The following is a 17,173-nucleotide window of genomic DNA, read 5'->3' on the forward strand; positions in this document are numbered from 1 at the left end:
TCTTCTCGCCGTTAGAATGCCGCAATCACGGCGCCGTCGTACTTCTTGTTGATGAACTCTTTGACTTCGGGCGACGTCAAAAGCTTCGCAAGCTTCTGCACGCGCGGTTCGTTCTCTTGGCCTTTGAGGACGCTCAGAACGTTGGCGTAGGGGTTACCCTCGCCCTTTTCCAAGGCCAAAGCATCTTTGCTCGGCTTCAATCCAACTTGGATGGCGTAATTGCCATTCACGATGGCGAGGGCCGCGTCATCGAGGGAACGCGGGAGCTGGGCGGCTTCCAGTTCCTTCACTTTGAAGCCCTTGGGGTTCGTCGCGATGTCTTGCACCGTGGCGTTGACCGCGGCGCCCTCTTTCAGGGTGAGCAGGCCGTTGTCGGCGAGAAGGTGCAGGGCGCGGCCGGCGTTGGTCGCATCGTTCGGGATGGCGATGATCGAGCCCTTGGGCGCGTCGGCCAGGGCTTTCACCTTCTTCGAGTAGATGCCCAGCGGCTCGATGTGCACCTTGGCCACCGAGACCATGGCGATGTTGCGCTCCTTGCCGAAGTTCTCCATGTACGGCACGTGCTGGAAGAAGTTCGCGTCGATCAGCTTGTCGTTCAACGCGAGGTTCGGCTGCACGTAATCGGTAAACTCCACGATCTGGAGCTTGAGGCCCTCTTTCTCGGCCAGCTTTTCCTGCACGAAACGCAGGATGTCCGCGTGCGGAACCGGCGAGGCGCCCACCTTGAGCGGAGCATCGGCCTTGGCCTCGGCGGTCACCGTCTTGGCCGCACCCTCGGAAGAGGCCGCTGCGCCCGCCTTGTTTTCCTCCTTCGAACAAGCGCCGAGGCTCAGCGTGGTGCAAAGCGCGGTGACGGCGGAGAGAAAGAGACGGCGGGTGACGGACTTGTCGATGGATCGAGTGTGCAACGAAGCCTCCTCAAGGAAACGCGGGCCGTGTTGGGACCGTTTCGTTTCGCAAACGAGAATAGTGTCTACTATCGTGAAAGCAAGAGCCCCGTTTACAGCGAAACTGCGGCAGGATCAAGCACCCTGGACAGAAACGTCCGGGTTCGCTCGTGGCTCGGGTTGCCGATGACCTGGGCGCCGGGGCCCTGTTCGACGATGACGCCGCCGTCCATGAACACGACCCGATCGGCGACTTCGCGCGCGAAGCTCATTTCGTGGGTGACGACCATCATGGTCATGCCCTCGCGCGCCAGCATGCGCATGACCGCGAGCACGTCCCCCACCAGCTCGGGATCCAACGCCGAGGTGGGCTCGTCGAAGAGCATCAACTCGGGATGCATGGCCAGCGCACGCGCAATGGCCACACGCTGCTGTTGCCCGCCGGAAAGCTGCGCGGGATACGCGCTCGCCTTCTGCGCGAGGCCCACGCGTTTCAGGTTTTCCTCCGCCACGCGCGCGGCTTCTTCCGGCGCGCGGCCGAGCACGCGGCGCTGCGGCAAGGTGAGGTTCTCCGTCACCGTCAGATGCGGGAACAGGTTGAACTGCTGGAACACCATGCCGATTTTGCGCCGCTGCGCATCGATGTCGACGTCCGGATCGGTGATCTCGACGCCGTTGACGAAGATGTTCCCCTGCTCGGGCTCCTCGAGCAGATTCACGCAGCGAAGCAACGTGGATTTGCCCGATCCGGAGGGCCCGATCACGCAGACGACCTCGCCGGCGTCGATGGTCAAATCGATGCCCTTGAGGACGTGCAGCGCCCCGAACGACTTGTGCACGCCGCGGATTTCTACGGAGACTTTGCCCTTGCTGGCGGACATCACGACCTCCCTTGCGCGGCGTTGGCGCGCGCCTCGAGGCGGCGCACCAAATAGCCGAGCGGAATGGTCACGATGAGATAACAAAGGCCCGCAACGAAGATGGGCGTGGTGTTCGCCGTCTCACTCGCGAGATCGCGCCCGAACTTGGTCAGCTCGCGCTCTTCCAAGGTCACGCCGAGGAAAAGCACCAGCGACGAGTCCTTGAACAGGAGCACCAGCTCGTTGGTGAGCGGCGGAATGATGATGCGAAACGCCTGCGGCAAGATGATCGACAACATCGCGCGCCGATGCGAAAACCCCAGCGATCGCGCCGCCTCCATCTGCCCTTTGGGCACGGCCTGGATGCCCGCGCGGATGGTTTCGGCCATGTACGCCGCGGAGACGAGGCCGAGCCCCAAGGCCACCTTGCCGTAGGTGCCACCGGGGATCTCGCTGCCGGGAAAGGCCAGCGGAATGCCCACGCCGACGAACATGAAGATGACCAGCGCGGGCAACCCGCGGAAAAACTCGATGTAGAGCCCCGCCAGTAGGCGATACGGAATGACCTGCGAGAGACGCATCAACGCGATGACGAGGCCCAAGACGAGGCCGAGGGCGAAGCCGGAGATCGTGTAGACGACCGTGTTCTTCAACGCGGTGGTCAGCAGTTTCGGGAAAAGCCGCTCGGCGATGTCGAGCCGCACGAACTGGCTCGCGAGGACCTGCCAATTGGCGGTGAACGCCACCACCAAGACGATGACGACGAAGATGCCATACTGCACCGTCTGCGAAACGGAACGGCTGCGTTTCATTCGGCGGTTGGACGGCATCGCAGTCAACTGAGGCGGCGGCTTTTCGACTTCGGCTTCGTTCACGGCTTCTTGGCGGTGGGCATGGGGCCGAACCACTGCTCGTAGAGGCGCTGGTACGTGCCGTCGGCCTTGGCCTGCGCGAGCACCTCGTTGATGACCGCAAGGAGCTTGCTATTGCCCTTCTTGACCGCAATGCCGAGTTGCTCGCCGGTATCGAGGTAGGCGGCGATCTCGAAGGCGGAATTGCTCGGATCCTTCATCCAGGCTTGGACGACGGGGTGGTCCTCGATGACCGTCTCGACCTGGCCGGAGCGCAGGCCATTGAGGAGAGCGTCCGAGCTCTCGAACGAGACCGGGTCGAAGCCTTTGGATTTGGTGAAGTCTTCGCCGGTGGTCTGCGATTGCGTGCCCACCTTTTTGCCCGACGTTTTGAGGGTGGCGAGGTCCGTCACCGCGATGCCCTTTTTGATCAAGAGCGCCTGTTTGGCGTCGAAATAGGGCTCCGAAAAGTCGATGTTCTTGCGACGGGGCTCGGTGATGGTCATACCGGCGGCCACCAGATCGCATCGGCCGGAGTTGAGGAAGTTCCCCGTCTTCATGTTCTCGAACGGGGTATCTACGAACTCCTGCTTCACACCCAGCTTCTTCGCGACCAAGTCGATGACGTCGACGTCGAAGCCGACGATTTTGCCTTCCTTCTCGATCTGGAAGGGCGGATACGGGATGTGCGTGCACGTGACGAGCGCCCCCTCTTTAACCAGCGGAACGCCTCCCGCGCCCGTGCCGGTCTTGTCCTTGCTGCATCCCGCCATCCCCGCGGAAAGAGCCACCGCGATACCGAAAACGAGTAGAGACATCGGACGAGCAGACACGGGATACCTCCTGGCTTCTTGTGGCGTCGGCGTGATGACCCGCGCTTTGGGAGCGCGGCTCCAGCGCGACAATATGGCACGCCTCGGGCAATGCAACGCGTAAAAGCGAAGGGGCGCGATCGTCCATGTGAAATCCTACAGCCCTGATGCTCTGCTTCGTTTGGGCTGCTGGTGGGAAGGGCGGCTTCATCTTCATGGCGCAGATGACGCAGCTTTCGATGGCTCGTCGCGGCCTCGCGATCTCGCTGCAAAGTGAGCAGCGGCAGCGGGACAATCCCGGCGGGGCCGGCGCCCTTGTCCGCTTCTCGTGCGAGGACCGCCGGGCGTCGAGGCGATCCTTTCACTCTTCACGATACATCGCGCCGGTCCCGCCGGTTTCGTCCCGCTGCCCTTTGCGGTTCTCGCGAAGGGTGCTCGAGACCGTTTCGTTCCTGCACGAATTGCCCTACGTTGCGTGGCAGGTTGGACGGAGGAGTCGATATGCGAAAGACCATGCAAACCAGGCGATGGCGGTCGGCGTCGTTGCTGACGATGGTGACGTTGGCAATGATGGGCTGTCGCGGCTCGGGCGATGCGGGCGGTGACAAGGGCGACAAGAACGGCGAGAAAAAAGCCGAAGGACCGCAAATCACGACGATCAGCTGGTGGGACACCTCCGATTCCACCAACGAGGCGCCGAAGTTCAAGGACCTGATTCAGAAGTTCCAAGCGAAGTATCCGAACATCAAGGTCGATTATCAGAACATCCCGTTCGAGCAGGCGCGCGACAAGTTCAAGACGGCCGCGCAGGCCAATACGGCGCCCGACGTGATGCGCGCGGAGGTCGGGTGGACGGCGGAGTTCGCGTCGCTGCGCTTCCTCGCACCGCTCGAGGGAACGCCCGCGGCCGATGGCGTGGCCGATTACCTCCCTGCCCCGCTGGCGAGCAACAAGTTCGGTGGAAAGCTGTTCGGCGTTCCGCAAGTGACCGACGTGCTCGCGCTTCTCTACAACAAGGCGCTGCTCGAGAAGGCCGGCGTGAAGGAAGCGCCGACCACGATGGCCGAGTTGAAGACGGCCGCGCTGGCGGTGAAGGCCAAGGCAGGCGCCGATGGCTTGTACCTCAATCCGGGCGGCTATTTCCTTTTGCCGTTCATCTACGGCGCCGGCGGCGATTTGGTGAACGCCGACGAAAAGAAGATTACCGTCAATACACCGGAGGCGGTGAAAGGCCTGGAGGTCGCGCTCGATCTCATCAAGAGCGGTGCGGCGGCCAAGCCGGATCTCAACTCCGGGTACAATCAGATGCAGGCGGGCTTCAAAGACGGAAAGATCGCCATGGTCATCAATGGTCCGTGGTCCGTGGCCGACGATTTCAGCGGCAAGGCCTTCGCCGACAAGAACAACCTGGGCATCGCCCCAGTGCCTGCCGGAAGCACGGGCAAGGCCGGTTCGCCGATGGGCGGTCACAATTACGTGGTGTACGCCGGGTCGAAAAACCTGACGGCGTCCTACCAATTCATCCAATTCATGAATAGCGCCGAGAACCAGGCCTACTTGGCCAAGGAGCTCGGGCTTTTGCCGACGCGCTCCTCGGCGTATCAATTGCCCGACACGGCGGCGAACCCGGTGGTGCCCAAGTTCCGCGCGGTCATCGACAAGGCGGTGGTGCGCCCGACGATTCCGCAGGCCGGGCAGCTTTTGATCCCGCTCGACCAACAGTATCCGCGCGCCATCAGCGGCGACAAGGCTCCGCAAGCCGCGCTCGATACGGTGGCCACCGATTACAAACAGATTCTCAAGGATTGGAAGTAAGCATGGCAGGTCGCGTGCGGCGTTCATGGGACAAGCACAAGTATGCGTGGGGGATGGTCATCCCCGTGGTGCTCGTGCTGGGGGTGCTCGTTGGCTATCCGTTGTACCGAGGGGTTTACCTATCCTTCACGGATGCCAACGAGCAAAACGTCGCAGCGACCATCGGTGCTCTGCAGGTGCCCGATTCGTTCTCCTTCGTCGGGCTGCGCAATTACGTGGATGTGCTCTTTGGGCCGAACACCAAATTTTGGTCGGTGTTGGGGCGCACGGTGGTGTGGACGATAAGCTGCGTCTTTTTCCACTACACCATTGGTCTGGGGCTGGCGGTCTTGCTGAATCGGCAACTGCGCGGGCGGTCCGTTTACCGCGTGCTGCTCATTTTGCCGTGGGCGGTTCCCACCTTCGTGAGCTCCTTTGCCTGGAAGCTCATTCTCGCGCGCGACAACGGCATCGTGAACCACGTGCTCGGCAACTTGGGGCTGGGCACCTTCGATTGGCTGGGAAACGATACGCTGGCTTTCCTTTCGGTCATCGCCATCAACATTTGGGTGGGTGTTCCATTCAACATGGTGGCGCTGCTCGGGGGATTGCAGGCCATTCCCGCCGAGCTTTACGAGGCGGCGGAGGTCGACGGCGCCTCGCCCTGGCAGCGATTCTGGCACATCACGTTTCCCGGTCTGCGCACGGTGAGTGCGACCATCATTTTGTTGGGTGTGATTTGGAGCTTCAATCTGTTCGCGATCATCTTCTTGGTGACGCGCGGCGGGCCGGGCGACGCCACGCAAATCCTCGTCACCTATGCGTTCTCGGCGGCGTTCGAGGGCATTCGCGATTACGCGGTGGCGGCCACCTACGGAATTCTCATTCTTTGCGTGCTGGTCGGGTACGCATTGGTGTACCGGCGGGCGCTCCGCTCGAGCGGCGAGGTGTGGTGAGATGAGCTCGTCCACGTACCGAAAGCGCGGAGAGCGCTCGCCTGCCGCCTCGGCCTTGTTGCACGTCATTTTGCTGGGGGCCAGCTTCATCGCGGTGTTCCCCGTGCTGTGGGTGCTGATCATTTCGTTGCGTCCGGGATTCGCGGGAAGCAGCGAGGTGCACGTCTTCGAAGCGTCGTCGTTCGACAATTACGAGTACGTGGTGGCGAAGACGAAGTTCCTGGCATGGTTCGGAAACTCGATATCGGTCGCGTTCTTCACGACGATCTTCGGGATCTTCCTGTCGGCCACCGCCGGGTATGCGCTTTCGCGATTCCGTTTTCCGGGGCACCGGTCGTTGATGTGGACCTTCCTGGTGACGCAGATGTTCCCGGTCGCCATCCTCATCGTGCCGCTCTACAATTTGATGAATCGCCTCGGCTGGGTGAACACGCACACCAGCCTGGTGTTCGCGTATTGCACGGTCACCGTGCCCTTCTGCACCTGGATGCTCAAAGGCTACTTCGACGCCATCCCCGCCGAAATCGACGAAGCCGGCCGCGTCGACGGCCTGACGCCCGTCGGTACATTCTGGCGCCTCATCCTCCCACTCGCCCGCCCCGGCATCGCCGTCACGGCCTTCTATTCCTTCCTCCAAGCCTGGGGCGAGGTGGCCTACGCGACCGCGTTCATCACCAGCGATGACAAGAAGACGCTCGCCGTGGGGCTGCAGACCTTCGTGACGCAGTTCAAACAGGAATGGGGCTACCTCGCAGCCGCCTCCATCTTGATCACGATCCCCGCGGGCCTCGTGTTCTTCTTCGCGCAGCGGCACTTGGTCGCAGGGCTGACCGCGGGCGGCACGAAGGGCTAGCGAGGTCGGCACTTCCGCCGTGTGCTATGCTCTTGGCCATGGCCATGGGTGCAGCAGAGCAAAGGTACACGAGCTACGAGGAGTACCTCGAGCTCGAGCGCGACAGCGTGGTCAAGCACGAGTGGCTCGACGGGGTTGTCTACGCGATGGGCGGCGGCAGCTTCGAACACGGGCGACTCGCTGTGAACATTCAAGCGGCCCTCAAGAATGCTCTTGCGGGAGAGTGTGTGGTCGCGAGCTCAGATGTTGCGATCTATGTTCGAGAGACGAAATTCTCGACCTATCCCGATGGCTGCGTCGTCTGCGGCCCGCGCGAACTGCATCGTGGAGAGCGCGGGATCGGTGAGGCCATCGTCAACCCCGTACTCATTGTCGAAGTGCTCTCGAAGACGACCGAAAAGTACGACCGCAGCGAGAAGTTTGCACATTACATACGAATCCCGTCGCTCCAGGAGTACGTCCTCGTATCGCAGGACGAACCGTGCATCGAAGTGTACCGGCGGCCGAAACGCGGTCATTGGCAGCACGAGATGGCTCGCGCGGGCGAGACGCTGCAACTGCACGGACACCCCATCGCGGTCGACGACATCTATCGCGAGTAGCGCTTCTCAATGTGACAGCGCGGCGACGCGGTCGATGGTGTGGCCGGATTCATCCATGAATTCGATGAGGGGAGTCCCTTCGGGGGTGACGCGGAGAACGAGGCGGTCGCGGCCCTCGGGATCCTTCAGGAAGAAAGCGACGGAGCGGTCTTCGTCGCGGGCGATGGCGAAGCGGCGTGTTCCGTCGGGTTCGACGATGTTGAGGCGTTGCACGTCGATCTCGGAGAATTTCTGCTTCTGATCCTTGAAGGCGATTCCTGCTCCGACGATTCCCGCCAAGGTGACGGTCAGGGCGGCGGAATAGATAACAAGGAAGCGTTGCGGGGTAAGCCAGGCCTTCATGAGGAATGTTCGCCGGAGGGCCACGGATTATTTCAGCGGTCCACCTGCGCGAGAAGGCGCAATTCTCAGCAGAATTGTTCATGTTGTCGGATGAACACTTCAGCTAAAACGAGCCCATGCTCATCCCTTTCTCGGCTCTCACGAATCGAATGCTTCTTGGCACCCTCGCGCTCACGGCGGGTCTTCTCATGGGCTGTGCGGCCGATACGCGCGGTGCCGATACCCGCGGTACCTCGTCTTCCTTGACCGCGGGTTACGACCAGGTCGACTTCGAGCAGTACGACGTACCGCCCGACGAGTTGAATGCCCTCGTCGCGCATGCCAACGAGACGAACCCCTATTACATGCAGGTCGAGGGGACCGACTACGTGTATGTGCAATCGCAGCCCCAGGATCCCACCCTCGATGAGATTTTGCAGTCGTATGCCGCGGCCTACGGGCTCGATGCCAGCATCGAGGGTGCGGCCGGCCGTCAGCAGCTCGACACGGATCTGCAGCGATTCAAGATGACCGGCGCCGTGGCGGCCGCGCAGCATGCCGTCGGGGTCGAGGACTTCCAGATCGGGCACATCAAGTACGACCGCCTCGAGGCGCCGGGCTCGCACCATTGGATCGATTGGTACGTGCTCTATTTCCCCACCGCGAATCGGTTCGTGGTCGTCAAACTCGATGCCGTAGAAGTGTAATTCCGGGTACAATCCCGGGTCGATGTCCAAGGTCATCTACCAAAACGCCACCCGCATTTACCCCGGTGCCTCCCGTCCAGCCGTCAACGCGCTGAATTTGGAGATAGGCGCAGGGGAATTCTTGGTGTTGGTCGGCCCCTCGGGCTGCGGCAAGTCCACCGCGCTGCGGATGCTCGCCGGGCTCGAGGACATCGACTCGGGGTCCATCCACATCGGCGACCGCGATGTGACCCACCTGCCCCCGAAGGAACGGGACATCGCCATGGTGTTCCAGAACTACGCGCTGTACCCGCACATGACCGTTGCGGAAAATATGGGGTTCGCGCTCAAGATCGCCGGTGTCGCCAAGGAGGAGATCGCGAAGCGGGTGCGCGAGGCGGCGAAGATCCTCAGCCTCGAGGAATACCTGGAGCGCAAACCGAAGGCGCTCTCCGGGGGCCAGCGGCAGCGCGTGGCCATGGGCCGGGCCATCGTGCGCCAGCCCAAGGTGTTCCTGATGGACGAGCCGCTCAGCAACCTGGATGCGAAGCTGCGCGTGCAAACGCGCACGCAGATTGCGTCGCTGCAGCGCAGGCTCGGCGTGACCACCGTCTACGTCACCCACGACCAGGTGGAGGCGATGACCATGGGCGATCGCGTGGCCGTGCTCAAGGACGGCGTGCTCCAGCAATGCGATACGCCGCGCGCGATGTACGAGCGCCCCGCCAACGTCTTCGTGGCCGGCTTCATCGGCTCGCCCGCGATGAACTTGCTCGACGTACCCTTCGAGGACTCCTTCGTTCGCGTGGGCAGCCACCAACTGCCGCTGCCGCCGCACGCGCTGGCCGCGGCGAAAACCGAGAAGAACGGCGAGATCACCATCGGCATCCGTCCGGAGTCGTTCGAGCTTTCGGGCTCGGGGGCATCGCAGGCCGAAGGGCTGCCCGTCACGGTCAACGTCGTCGAGGAGCTCGGCGCCGATGCGTACCTCTATGGCAGTGTCGAGTTACCCGATGGGCAGCACGACATCGTGGCCCGCGTCGATGCGCGCAATCCGCCGCGCCGTGGTGAGCGCGTGCATCTGTCGGTGCGCATCGAAGAGACCCACGTCTTCTCGAGCAAAACCGGGCAGCGCCTCGCTGCGCCGCAGTAGTCGTGTCGCCCGAAGAATACCGCGCCTTCACCGAGGCGCTTTGCCAACGCGTGGCCGCAGCGCCAGACGCGCTCGGGCTGGTGGCGCTGGGCTCGATGTCGGGCCAGGGTGCGCCTGCGGATGCCTGGTCGGACCACGACTTTTTCGTCATCGTTCCCCCGGGCACGCAGGAGCGGTGGCGTGATTCGAGCTGGCTACCCCGTGCCGAGGACGTGGTCCTCTCGTTTCGGGAGACCGCGCACGGGCTCAAGGTCGTTTACCGCGACGGGCACCTGCTCGAGTTTGCCGTGTTCGACCCGGACGAGATCGCACTCGCGCGCGTCAATCGCTACCGCGTGCTCGTCGATCGCGCCGATGTCGAGGCGCGGATGCAGGCCGTGCAAGCTGCCACGGCGGCGGCCCCGGCGCAGGACGATGCGCACCTCGTGGGGCAATTTCTCACGCAGCTCTTGGTCGGCGTGGCGCGCTTTCGCCGCGGAGAGCGGCTCAGCGCTCATCGCTTGGTGAAGGTGCAGGCCTTGGAGCACTTGCTCCTGTTGCTGGCGCGTCAGCGGCCTTCGGACGTGCTGGATGGCTTGGATCCGTTTCGTCGCGTCGAACGGGCTTGGCCCGGCCTTGCCCAGGAGATCGACACCGCCCTCACCGAACCTGTCGACGTGGCGGCGCGGAGCTTGTTGGCATTGGCCCGGCGCGAACTCCCGGACAAATGGCCCGAGGGGGCCATTGCGGCGGTGGAGCGGGCTATTTGCACAGATAGGCGTACCTGAGATCGTGGCTCACCGCCGTGCGGCGACCGGAATAGCTCACGTGAACCCCGCCGGCATCGTCCACCGCGATGGAGGTGCCCGCGAGCTCCGCCACGGTCTCCACCGTGTCCATGAACCACGCGTCGCCGGTGCGCCTCGCATATTTGAGCTGGTTGCGCGTGGAATCGTAATACGCGATGTACACGTCGCCCGCGGCGCTGACCGCGATCGAGCTGAAACGGCCCACGTCGTCGGTCGTATCGACAGTGCGTATCTGCCAATTGGCGTCGCGCGCCCTAAAAGCGTACTTCAAGTCGCCCGCGCTGTAATCGTAATAGCTCGCGTGCAACGTGCCCGCCGCATCGACGGCCAGTGACGCGTACGCGCCCACGTTGTTCGAGGCATCCACGGTTTGCTTCGCCCAGCCCGACCCGACACGTTCCGCCACACGGAGATCGTGCGGGACCACCACGCTGTAGGCGATGGAGGTGCGGTCCGACGGGTCGATGACCAGGGACGCGTACTCGCCGGCGTTGACGCCCGCCTCGTCGTCGACGGTTTCCAGCGCCCACGCGCTCGTGGCATTCGCGCGCTCCGCGAAGCGAAGAACGCCGTCGGCCACGCCTTGGGTGCCCTGCATGTAGCTCAATCGCAGCGCGCCGGACTTGCTCACCGCGAGCGACGGGAATGGCCCGCGGCTGCCAATCGTGTCGACGACGCCGGTGGTCCAAGCGCCCCCGCGGGCGGCCGAATCGGCCATTTTGAGCTCGCTCTTCGCGCGGGCGTAAGCGATGTGCACGCTTCCGTCGGCGTCGTTCACCGCGAGCGACGACTGCTCGCCGGCGTGGTCGCCATCGACGATGGACATCGCCCAGGCGCCACCGCGCGGGCGGTACGCGTAATTCAGTGCATCCCTCGCTTGGTCCCAATAGCTCACGTGCACGGCGCCGTCGCGGCCCACTTCGAGCGACGTGGAAGGTCCCACGTTGGTCGTTGCATCGACGGACGCGATGCTCCACGCGCACCGCGTGCACGTTCCACCGGCGCACGACTCGCCCGATGGGCACGCGGTGGGTGTGCCCCACTCCAGGCACGTGTCCTCGTCGAATTGCCCGCAGCGCGCCACGCCTTGATCGGTGCACTGGGTCGCGTTGGCCTGGCACTCGTCGATGCAGCCGATGGGCGCGAGCGTCGTCGACGCGTCGATGGTGCGATGCCGCTCGGGGGTCACGTCGAGGGTGCCATGCGCCATGCGTGCGCCGCCCGAGAGACCCCACACGTCGATGTGGAGCGGAACGCCGGCCGCCGCATCGTCGAGCATCACGGTGACGGTTTCGACGGCGGCGAGGGCCCGCGGCGCCTCGGGCACCGTGGCCACGCGCTCGCCGTTCTGCAGCTGCAGCTGCGTGAGCTTCGCCTGTGGGTCGATGGTGGCGCTCACGCGGATGGCCGTCAGCGACTCGTCCTCGGAGCCCGCGCATGCGAGGACGAGCAGCGCGCACGGAAGGAGAGCGACGGAGCGCTTCATCGCGTTCTCCAGTCGACGGTCGCCCCCGAGGGGCCGGAGGCGTCTTTGCCGCCGCTGGTCGCGATCACCACGCCCGTGACGATGGCGCCGGCCACGACGGCGGCGGCACCGGTCCAGAACCACCAGCGGTGCGTGATGGGAGAATCCGGCTTTTTGTCCCCGGGCAGCGGCCGGAACACATCGCGCTCGCGATGCGGTTTCACCTCGATGGCCACCGGCTTGGGCGCAGGTGCAGGCGGCTCCAACTCACGAATGTGCTTCTCCGCGTCGGTGCGCTGCCTACCCTCGGGCGCCTCCTTCACGTAGCGCCGGTACAGATCAAGCGCACGCTCCCCCTGCCCGCCCAGGCGCGCGCACTCCGCCATGTTCCATAGAAATCCCGGTTTGTGCGACAGCTCGTAGCCCGCGGTGAAGGCCGCACCAGCCTCCAAGTAACGGCCGCTCTGAAAATGCTCCGTGCCCTCGGTGTAATACTGCCGCGCGCGCGCTTCGGTGGTGACCGTGTCTTCGGCGCGCACGACGGCGGGCGAGGACACGACGAGCGCGAGCCACGTGATGAAAAGCCATTTCATGGGAAGCGTGTTTCAGTCGAAAGGATTGACGAGCTTGCCCGCCGAATTCGCCGGCGGAGCAGGAACGACGGGGCGCGCACTTTCCGCGGTCTCGGGAGGCGGCGCCGGTGCTTTGCGCGCAGCCGGACGCCGCGCACTCGGCCTCGGCGCAACGGCCAGCGATTCCACCGGAACGGGCGGGGGCGCCGGCTCCGATTTGTCCGCCGTTGCCGCCACGAACGAAGGTGCCACCTCGGGAACCGGCACGATCACGTTCGCGGAACTCGAGGCCGACATCGGCGCATCGGGCCCGCGGGACGTCCGATGCACGGCAAAAGCCGCAATCCCCAGCGTCAACGCCGCCGCGAGAATCCAGGGCGCGCGCCGAAATCGCGACGGCCGCACCGGCGGTGCGGACGAGACGACGATCGGCCGCGGCGTGGTCACCAAGGGAAGCGCGGCACTGGCGAGCGTCGCGTTCAACGAGGGATTCACCCGCGAGGCCGGCTGCGCGGTTCGCGACGAAGCTGGCATCTTTTGCACGACGGCATCGAGCCGCTGCGCGATGTCGTCCATCGATGCAGGCCGCCCGTGCGGCGCCCGCGCGAGCATCTGCATGATGAGTTCCGCGAAGTCCGCCGGCAGATCCGGACAGAGCTCGTGAATCGGCACCGGCTCCACCGTGGATTTGCGCACGAAGATCTGCACGAGGTTGTCGCCCTCGATGGGCGCCCGCCCGGAGACGAGCTCGTAGAGCATCGCGCCCAGCGAATAGATGTCGCTGGCCGTGGTCACCGACTTGCCGTCCGCCTGCTCCGGCGAGCAGTACAGCGGCGTTCCCATGACGGTGCCGGTGAGGGTCGCCTTCGGCTGCGGCGACGAGTCCACGCCGCCGCCCTGCCAGGTCGACTCCATCAACTTGGCAATTCCGAAATCCAGAATGCGCACGAACGGCGTGCCGCCCGCATCGTACTGAACGAACACGTTGGCCGGCTTGAGATCGCGGTGGATGATGCCCGCCGCGTGCGCGCCCGCCATGCCCACGGCAATCTGGCGGCACACCTCGGCGGCGTGCCAAAATTCCAGCACGCCGCGCCGGGTGAGCATCTGCTCGAGGGTTTGTCCCTCGAGGTACTCCATCACGGCATAGTGGCTCGCCCCATCAGGAAGGGTCCCGAAGTCGCTGCAGCGGACGATGTGCGGGCTCTGAATCACGTTGGCCGCCTTGGCCTCGTTGATGAAGCGCTCGAGCATGTCCGGCGAATCCGCGCAGTACTCGTGGAGTATCTTGATCGCCACGCGCGCCCCGACGAGGGGATGCTCGCCGAGGTACACCACGCCCGCGCTCCCCTCGCCCAAGAGGCGGATGAGCCTATAGCTCCCCACGGTTTCGCCCACGAGGTTGCGATGGGAGCGCGACCGAATGTGCGTGCCAGTGGGACCGGTGGGACCGGTGGGACCGGAAGGCCGGGAATTGTCAGGGACGGATGCCACGCACATCCGTCTTACCGGCCCTGGCGCAAATTCCTTCCTTCGCTCCCCTTCTCTACCTTTTTCTACTTCGCAGACGGATCGGCCACGCGGCCGTTGAACAGGATCATCCCCGTCGCATTGTCGCGAATGAAGAACAAGAACGGGTGATCCGCGTGAAACTGCGCCACCTTCTCGGGCATGGGCATCGCCGTGGCACGCATCATCACCACCGCGCTGGCGGCCGCCGCCTCGGTTCCCTTTTCATCGACCTTGACGAAGGCCTTGTGAAACACCTGCGAGATATAAAGCTTGTCGTCGGGCGACGGCGGGTTCGCGATGCCCGTGAAATCCGCCGTGCGGCGATTGAAGGCGAGTGTCATCCCCATCTCTTGCAGCCGATCGCCCAAGGCGAGCGAGGCCGAGGGATTGATCTCGAACTTCGGAACTTCCACGTTCACCGTTTGCGGTTTGAGCGCGGAGACGAGGTCGGCGATCTTGCCATTGTCGAGCGACTTCTCGAGAGCCTCCACGCCGTCGACCTTGTCGGGCAGCACGAAGAGCATGGACATCTGGCCGCCCTTGTAGCCGATCTCCAGCGCCTTCAGCCCATCTTGCTGCACGAAGCGCAGACGGTCCTCGCGGCGCATGGTGGAGACGTCCTTCTTCGTCGTGGCGTTCACATGGAATGGCGACGGCTTGGTCTTTTCTTTGTCGAAGGGCGTCTGCCAATCGCCGAGGAAGTAGAGGGCATTGACCAGCACGAGCCGCGAATCGGGCTTGATGGTGCCCGCGGGGATGAGATCCTTGATGCGCTTTTCCGTTTGCTCTTCGACCCACGCATTGATGCGCACGCGCGTCGGCTCGGGCGCCTTGATGAAGTCGACCGCCTCGAGCGGCGCGCCGAAGGCGGCCTTGGTGGACTCGAGGAAGGGCGATTCGAACTTGTACGTCTTCTCGCCGAAGAGCCGGTTCGCAATGCGGAACTTGATGGGCCGGGTGGGCTCCTGCAGGGCGCTCGAGAGTTTGCCCGCCGACTGCAGCACCTCCTGCGGCGTGCCCTCGAGGTGAAGCACCTTTCGCATTTGGTCGGCCGTATCGCCCTTGGCGCCGGCCCACGCCATCGTCAGCGCGGTGGTGATGCTCGCGGGCGAGACGACGATGTTGCCCTTCTGGGTGCGCACGCGCTGGTACAAATCGAAGCCGAACAAGTTGCTGTCGTGCGCGAAGCGCGTGGTGATCTCCGCGGAAATCGAGCCGGAGGCCCCCGACGAGGCCGATGTGTCGCTGGCAGGGGGCATGGCGCTCGCGCTCGGTGCGGGGGTTGGGGTCACGGCAACCGGCTCGGACGAAGGCGGTGGTTGCGCAGTGGAAGGCGTCTGCGATTCCGGCGGGGGATTCGAATTGCAGTGCGCAGCGCCCACTCCAAGTAGAGACGCAACGAGCGGGGCGAGACGGCGGATGGTCATGTCGGTTCGACGCTCCTCGTGAAGCAAGGATCTACGATTCTCATGGAAGCATCCACCCCAGAACCGACGTACTCTGCAGCACGACAATGACGCACATGACCACGAGAAGGCCGAGGCTCCACGGCAGCACTTGACGAAGCAGCACGCTCTCCTGCCCCACCATGGAAGCCGAGGCGCAGGCGATGGTGAGATTCTGCGGCGAGATCATCTTTCCGAGGACGCCGCCGGAGCTGTTGGCCGCCGAGAGAAGCACCGGCGAGAGCCCCGCTTGCGTTGCCGCCGTGGCCTGCAAGGCGCCGAAGAGCGCGTTGGACGAGGTGTCCGATCCGGACACCGCCACGCCAAACCAACCGAGCACCGGGGAGAGAAACGCGAGCGCAGGCCCCGTCCCCGCAATCCACGAGCCGATGGTGGCCGTCTGGCCCGAGAGGTTCATCACGTACGCGAGGCCGAGAACGCCCATCACGGTGACGATGGGAAGACGGAGCTTGCTCACCGTCGACGTGTACTCGAGGACGGCGTCCTTCGGCGAAAGCTTCAAGATGGCCGCGGTGATGACGCCGGAGAGCAGCACCAACGTGCCGCCCGTGGCGAGCAGCGGAAGGGAGAAGTTGTTCCCCGACGCAGGCTTGCCCGCCGCGGTTTTGATGTCGAGCAGCGGCCAATGGAAGGTCTGCGTGGCCGATGCGAGCAACGACTTCAACGCGGGGATCTGCGCGAGGGCGAAGATGACGATGATGACCGCGTAAGGAGCGTACGCGCGTACGATTTCCGCCGTCGAATCGGTCTGCTCTTCCGTCGCCGTCGCATTCGGGTTTTTGCGCGGCATGAAGACGAGAACGAGCGCACCGGCCAGCGACGCGACGATGTCGGTCAGCTCCGTGGAGAGGTAATTCGCCGTGGCGAATTGGCCTACGGCAAAGGCGGTACCGCAGAGGAGCGCGGGAAACCATGTTTCACGCAGGCCGCGTTTGCCGTCGATCAGCGCGACCAACACGAGCGGCACGAAGAGCGCGAGCAGCGGCGTTTGCCGCCCCACGGTGGCCGAGAGGGGACCAAGCGGGAGCGCGGTGACCTTGGCCAAGGTCACCACCGGGGTGCCCATGGCGCCAAAAGCCACGGGTGCCGTATTGGCCACGAGCGCCACGACGGCGGCGCGCATGGGAGGGAACCCCAGCGCGACGAGCATGACCGAGGAGATGGCCACCGGGGCACCGAAACCGGCGAGGGCTTCGATCAAGCCGCCGAAACAGAATGCGACGATGACACCTTGGATGCGTGGATCGTCGGAGATGCGGCTGAAGGATCGCCGGAGCACGTCGAAGTGCCCGGTTTTCACGGTCATGTGATAGACCCAGAGCGCGTTGATGACGATCCACAGGATCGGGAAGACGCCAAAGACTGCTCCCTGGGCCGCGCTGGAAAGCGCTTGCACCATGGGCATTTGGAAGGCGAAAACGGCCACCAGGATGGCCAGCGCCAGCGCGATCAGTGCGGCCCGATACGCCGCGACGCGAAGGCCCCCGAGCAGGACGAACAAGATCACCAACGGCAACAACGCGATGAGTGCCGAGAGCGCGAGCGATTCACCGACCGGCGTAAGCGGCTGCACGAACATGGTCGACCTCCAGAAG

Annotated in this window: 17 protein-coding genes; 7 read left to right on the forward strand and 10 right to left on the reverse strand. The window is 64.1% G+C overall.

Features of this window, described 5'->3' with window-relative positions; translation table 11 throughout:
* Window positions 1–11 precede the first annotated feature (11 nt).
* The 4 genes from LZC95_26060 to LZC95_26075 form a co-directional block, all read right to left on the reverse strand.
* Window positions 12–908, reverse strand: a complete 897-nt coding sequence (locus LZC95_26060; protein ID WXA89955.1) for a MetQ/NlpA family ABC transporter substrate-binding protein — start codon at window positions 906–908, stop codon at window positions 12–14.
* A 92-nt stretch (window positions 909–1,000) separates the two neighbouring features.
* On the reverse strand, window positions 1,001–1,768 hold the full coding sequence (locus LZC95_26065; GenBank protein WXA89956.1) for an amino acid ABC transporter ATP-binding protein: 768 nt from the start codon (window positions 1,766–1,768) through the stop codon (window positions 1,001–1,003).
* Entirely contained in the window at window positions 1,768–2,559 is a 792-nt protein-coding gene (locus LZC95_26070) for an amino acid ABC transporter permease (GenBank protein WXA89957.1), read from the reverse strand. The genes LZC95_26065 and LZC95_26070 overlap by 1 nt, the downstream gene beginning before the upstream one ends.
* A 59-nt stretch (window positions 2,560–2,618) precedes the next feature.
* Window positions 2,619–3,431: an ABC transporter substrate-binding protein gene (locus LZC95_26075; protein WXA89958.1), complete on the reverse strand. Its 813-nt coding sequence runs from the start codon at window positions 3,429–3,431 to the stop codon at window positions 2,619–2,621.
* Between the two features lie 492 nt (window positions 3,432–3,923).
* On the opposite strand from LZC95_26075, the gene LZC95_26080 reads away from it, so the two are divergent.
* From LZC95_26080 to LZC95_26095, 4 genes are read left to right on the forward strand one after another with little or no spacing between them, the layout of a single operon-like run.
* Window positions 3,924–5,225, forward strand: coding sequence for an extracellular solute-binding protein (locus LZC95_26080; protein ID WXA89959.1), 1,302 nt, complete (start codon window positions 3,924–3,926; stop codon window positions 5,223–5,225).
* Between the two features lie 2 nt (window positions 5,226–5,227).
* Window positions 5,228–6,160, forward strand: coding sequence for a sugar ABC transporter permease (locus LZC95_26085; GenBank protein ID WXA89960.1), 933 nt, complete (start codon window positions 5,228–5,230; stop codon window positions 6,158–6,160).
* Between the two features lies 1 nt (window position 6,161).
* Window positions 6,162–7,013: a carbohydrate ABC transporter permease gene (locus tag LZC95_26090; protein ID WXA89961.1), complete on the forward strand. Its 852-nt coding sequence runs from the start codon at window positions 6,162–6,164 to the stop codon at window positions 7,011–7,013.
* Window positions 7,014–7,051: 38 nt separating this feature from the next.
* Window positions 7,052–7,615, forward strand: a complete 564-nt coding sequence (locus LZC95_26095; GenBank protein ID WXA89962.1) for a Uma2 family endonuclease — start codon at window positions 7,052–7,054, stop codon at window positions 7,613–7,615.
* 6 nt (window positions 7,616–7,621) lie between these two features.
* On the opposite strand, the gene LZC95_26100 is transcribed toward LZC95_26095, so the two are convergent.
* Window positions 7,622–7,957, reverse strand: coding sequence for a hypothetical protein (locus LZC95_26100; protein WXA89963.1), 336 nt, complete (start codon window positions 7,955–7,957; stop codon window positions 7,622–7,624).
* A gap of 116 nt (window positions 7,958–8,073) precedes the next feature.
* Here LZC95_26100 and LZC95_26105 point away from each other — a divergent pair, with 116 nt between their 5' ends.
* The 3 genes from LZC95_26105 to LZC95_26115 are packed head-to-tail and all read left to right on the forward strand — an operon-like array spanning window position 8,074 to window position 10,542.
* Window positions 8,074–8,643, forward strand: a complete 570-nt coding sequence (locus LZC95_26105) for a hypothetical protein (protein ID WXA89964.1) — start codon at window positions 8,074–8,076, stop codon at window positions 8,641–8,643.
* Window positions 8,644–8,665: 22 nt separating this feature from the next.
* Window positions 8,666–9,775, forward strand: coding sequence for a sn-glycerol-3-phosphate ABC transporter ATP-binding protein UgpC (gene ugpC / locus LZC95_26110; protein ID WXA89965.1), 1,110 nt, complete (start codon window positions 8,666–8,668; stop codon window positions 9,773–9,775).
* Between the two features lie 2 nt (window positions 9,776–9,777).
* The gene (locus tag LZC95_26115) at window positions 9,778–10,542 is read left to right on the forward strand and encodes a hypothetical protein (protein WXA89966.1); all 765 of its coding nucleotides are present in this window, start codon (window positions 9,778–9,780) and stop codon (window positions 10,540–10,542) included.
* On the opposite strand, the gene LZC95_26120 is transcribed toward LZC95_26115, so the two are convergent.
* The 5 genes from LZC95_26120 to LZC95_26140 all read right to left on the reverse strand — a co-directional run bounded on the left by LZC95_26120 (window position 10,517) and on the right by LZC95_26140 (window position 17,157).
* Window positions 10,517–12,049, reverse strand: coding sequence for a hypothetical protein (locus tag LZC95_26120; GenBank protein ID WXA89967.1), 1,533 nt, complete (start codon window positions 12,047–12,049; stop codon window positions 10,517–10,519). The two genes, LZC95_26115 and LZC95_26120, sit on opposite strands and share 26 nt — an antisense overlap.
* A complete protein-coding gene (locus LZC95_26125; GenBank protein WXA89968.1) occupies window positions 12,046–12,621 on the reverse strand; it encodes a tetratricopeptide repeat protein in 576 nt (191 codons plus the stop codon). Before LZC95_26125 ends, LZC95_26120 begins: the two co-directional genes overlap by 4 nt.
* Before the next feature lie 12 nt (window positions 12,622–12,633).
* Window positions 12,634–13,986 (reverse strand): protein kinase, encoded by a 1,353-nt coding sequence (locus LZC95_26130; GenBank protein WXA89969.1) that lies wholly within the window; start codon window positions 13,984–13,986, stop codon window positions 12,634–12,636.
* A 170-nt stretch (window positions 13,987–14,156) separates the two neighbouring features.
* Entirely contained in the window at window positions 14,157–15,539 is a 1,383-nt protein-coding gene (locus LZC95_26135) for a serpin family protein (GenBank protein ID WXA89970.1), read from the reverse strand.
* A 40-nt stretch (window positions 15,540–15,579) separates the two neighbouring features.
* A complete protein-coding gene (locus LZC95_26140) occupies window positions 15,580–17,157 on the reverse strand; it encodes an L-lactate permease (protein ID WXA89971.1) in 1,578 nt (525 codons plus the stop codon).
* Window positions 17,158–17,173 lie beyond the last annotated feature (16 nt).

This window comes from Sorangiineae bacterium MSr12523 (assembly GCA_037157775.1).
Classification (GTDB): domain Bacteria; phylum Myxococcota_A; class Polyangia; order Polyangiales; family Polyangiaceae; genus Pendulispora; species Pendulispora brunnea.

Excerpts from the sequence above, each read along its gene's own strand:
- LZC95_26080 (WXA89959.1), top strand. The coding sequence starts at position 3,924 with ATGCAAACCAGGCGATGGCGGTCGGCGTCGTTGCTGACGATGGTGACG.
- ugpC (WXA89965.1), top strand. The coding sequence starts at position 8,666 with ATGTCCAAGGTCATCTACCAAAACGCCACCCGCATTTACCCCGGTGCC.
- LZC95_26095 (WXA89962.1), top strand. The coding sequence starts at position 7,052 with ATGGCCATGGGTGCAGCAGAGCAAAGGTACACGAGCTACGAGGAGTAC.
- LZC95_26140 (WXA89971.1), bottom strand. The coding sequence starts at position 17,157 with ATGTTCGTGCAGCCGCTTACGCCGGTCGGTGAATCGCTCGCGCTCTCG.
- LZC95_26070 (WXA89957.1), bottom strand. The coding sequence starts at position 2,559 with ATGAAACGCAGCCGTTCCGTTTCGCAGACGGTGCAGTATGGCATCTTC.
- LZC95_26105 (WXA89964.1), top strand. The coding sequence starts at position 8,074 with ATGCTCATCCCTTTCTCGGCTCTCACGAATCGAATGCTTCTTGGCACC.
- LZC95_26085 (WXA89960.1), top strand. The coding sequence starts at position 5,228 with ATGGCAGGTCGCGTGCGGCGTTCATGGGACAAGCACAAGTATGCGTGG.
- LZC95_26125 (WXA89968.1), bottom strand. The coding sequence starts at position 12,621 with ATGAAATGGCTTTTCATCACGTGGCTCGCGCTCGTCGTGTCCTCGCCC.
- LZC95_26120 (WXA89967.1), bottom strand. The coding sequence starts at position 12,049 with ATGAAGCGCTCCGTCGCTCTCCTTCCGTGCGCGCTGCTCGTCCTCGCA.
- LZC95_26135 (WXA89970.1), bottom strand. The coding sequence starts at position 15,539 with ATGACCATCCGCCGTCTCGCCCCGCTCGTTGCGTCTCTACTTGGAGTG.
- LZC95_26090 (WXA89961.1), top strand. The coding sequence starts at position 6,162 with ATGAGCTCGTCCACGTACCGAAAGCGCGGAGAGCGCTCGCCTGCCGCC.
- LZC95_26100 (WXA89963.1), bottom strand. The coding sequence starts at position 7,957 with ATGAAGGCCTGGCTTACCCCGCAACGCTTCCTTGTTATCTATTCCGCC.
- LZC95_26065 (WXA89956.1), bottom strand. The coding sequence starts at position 1,768 with ATGTCCGCCAGCAAGGGCAAAGTCTCCGTAGAAATCCGCGGCGTGCAC.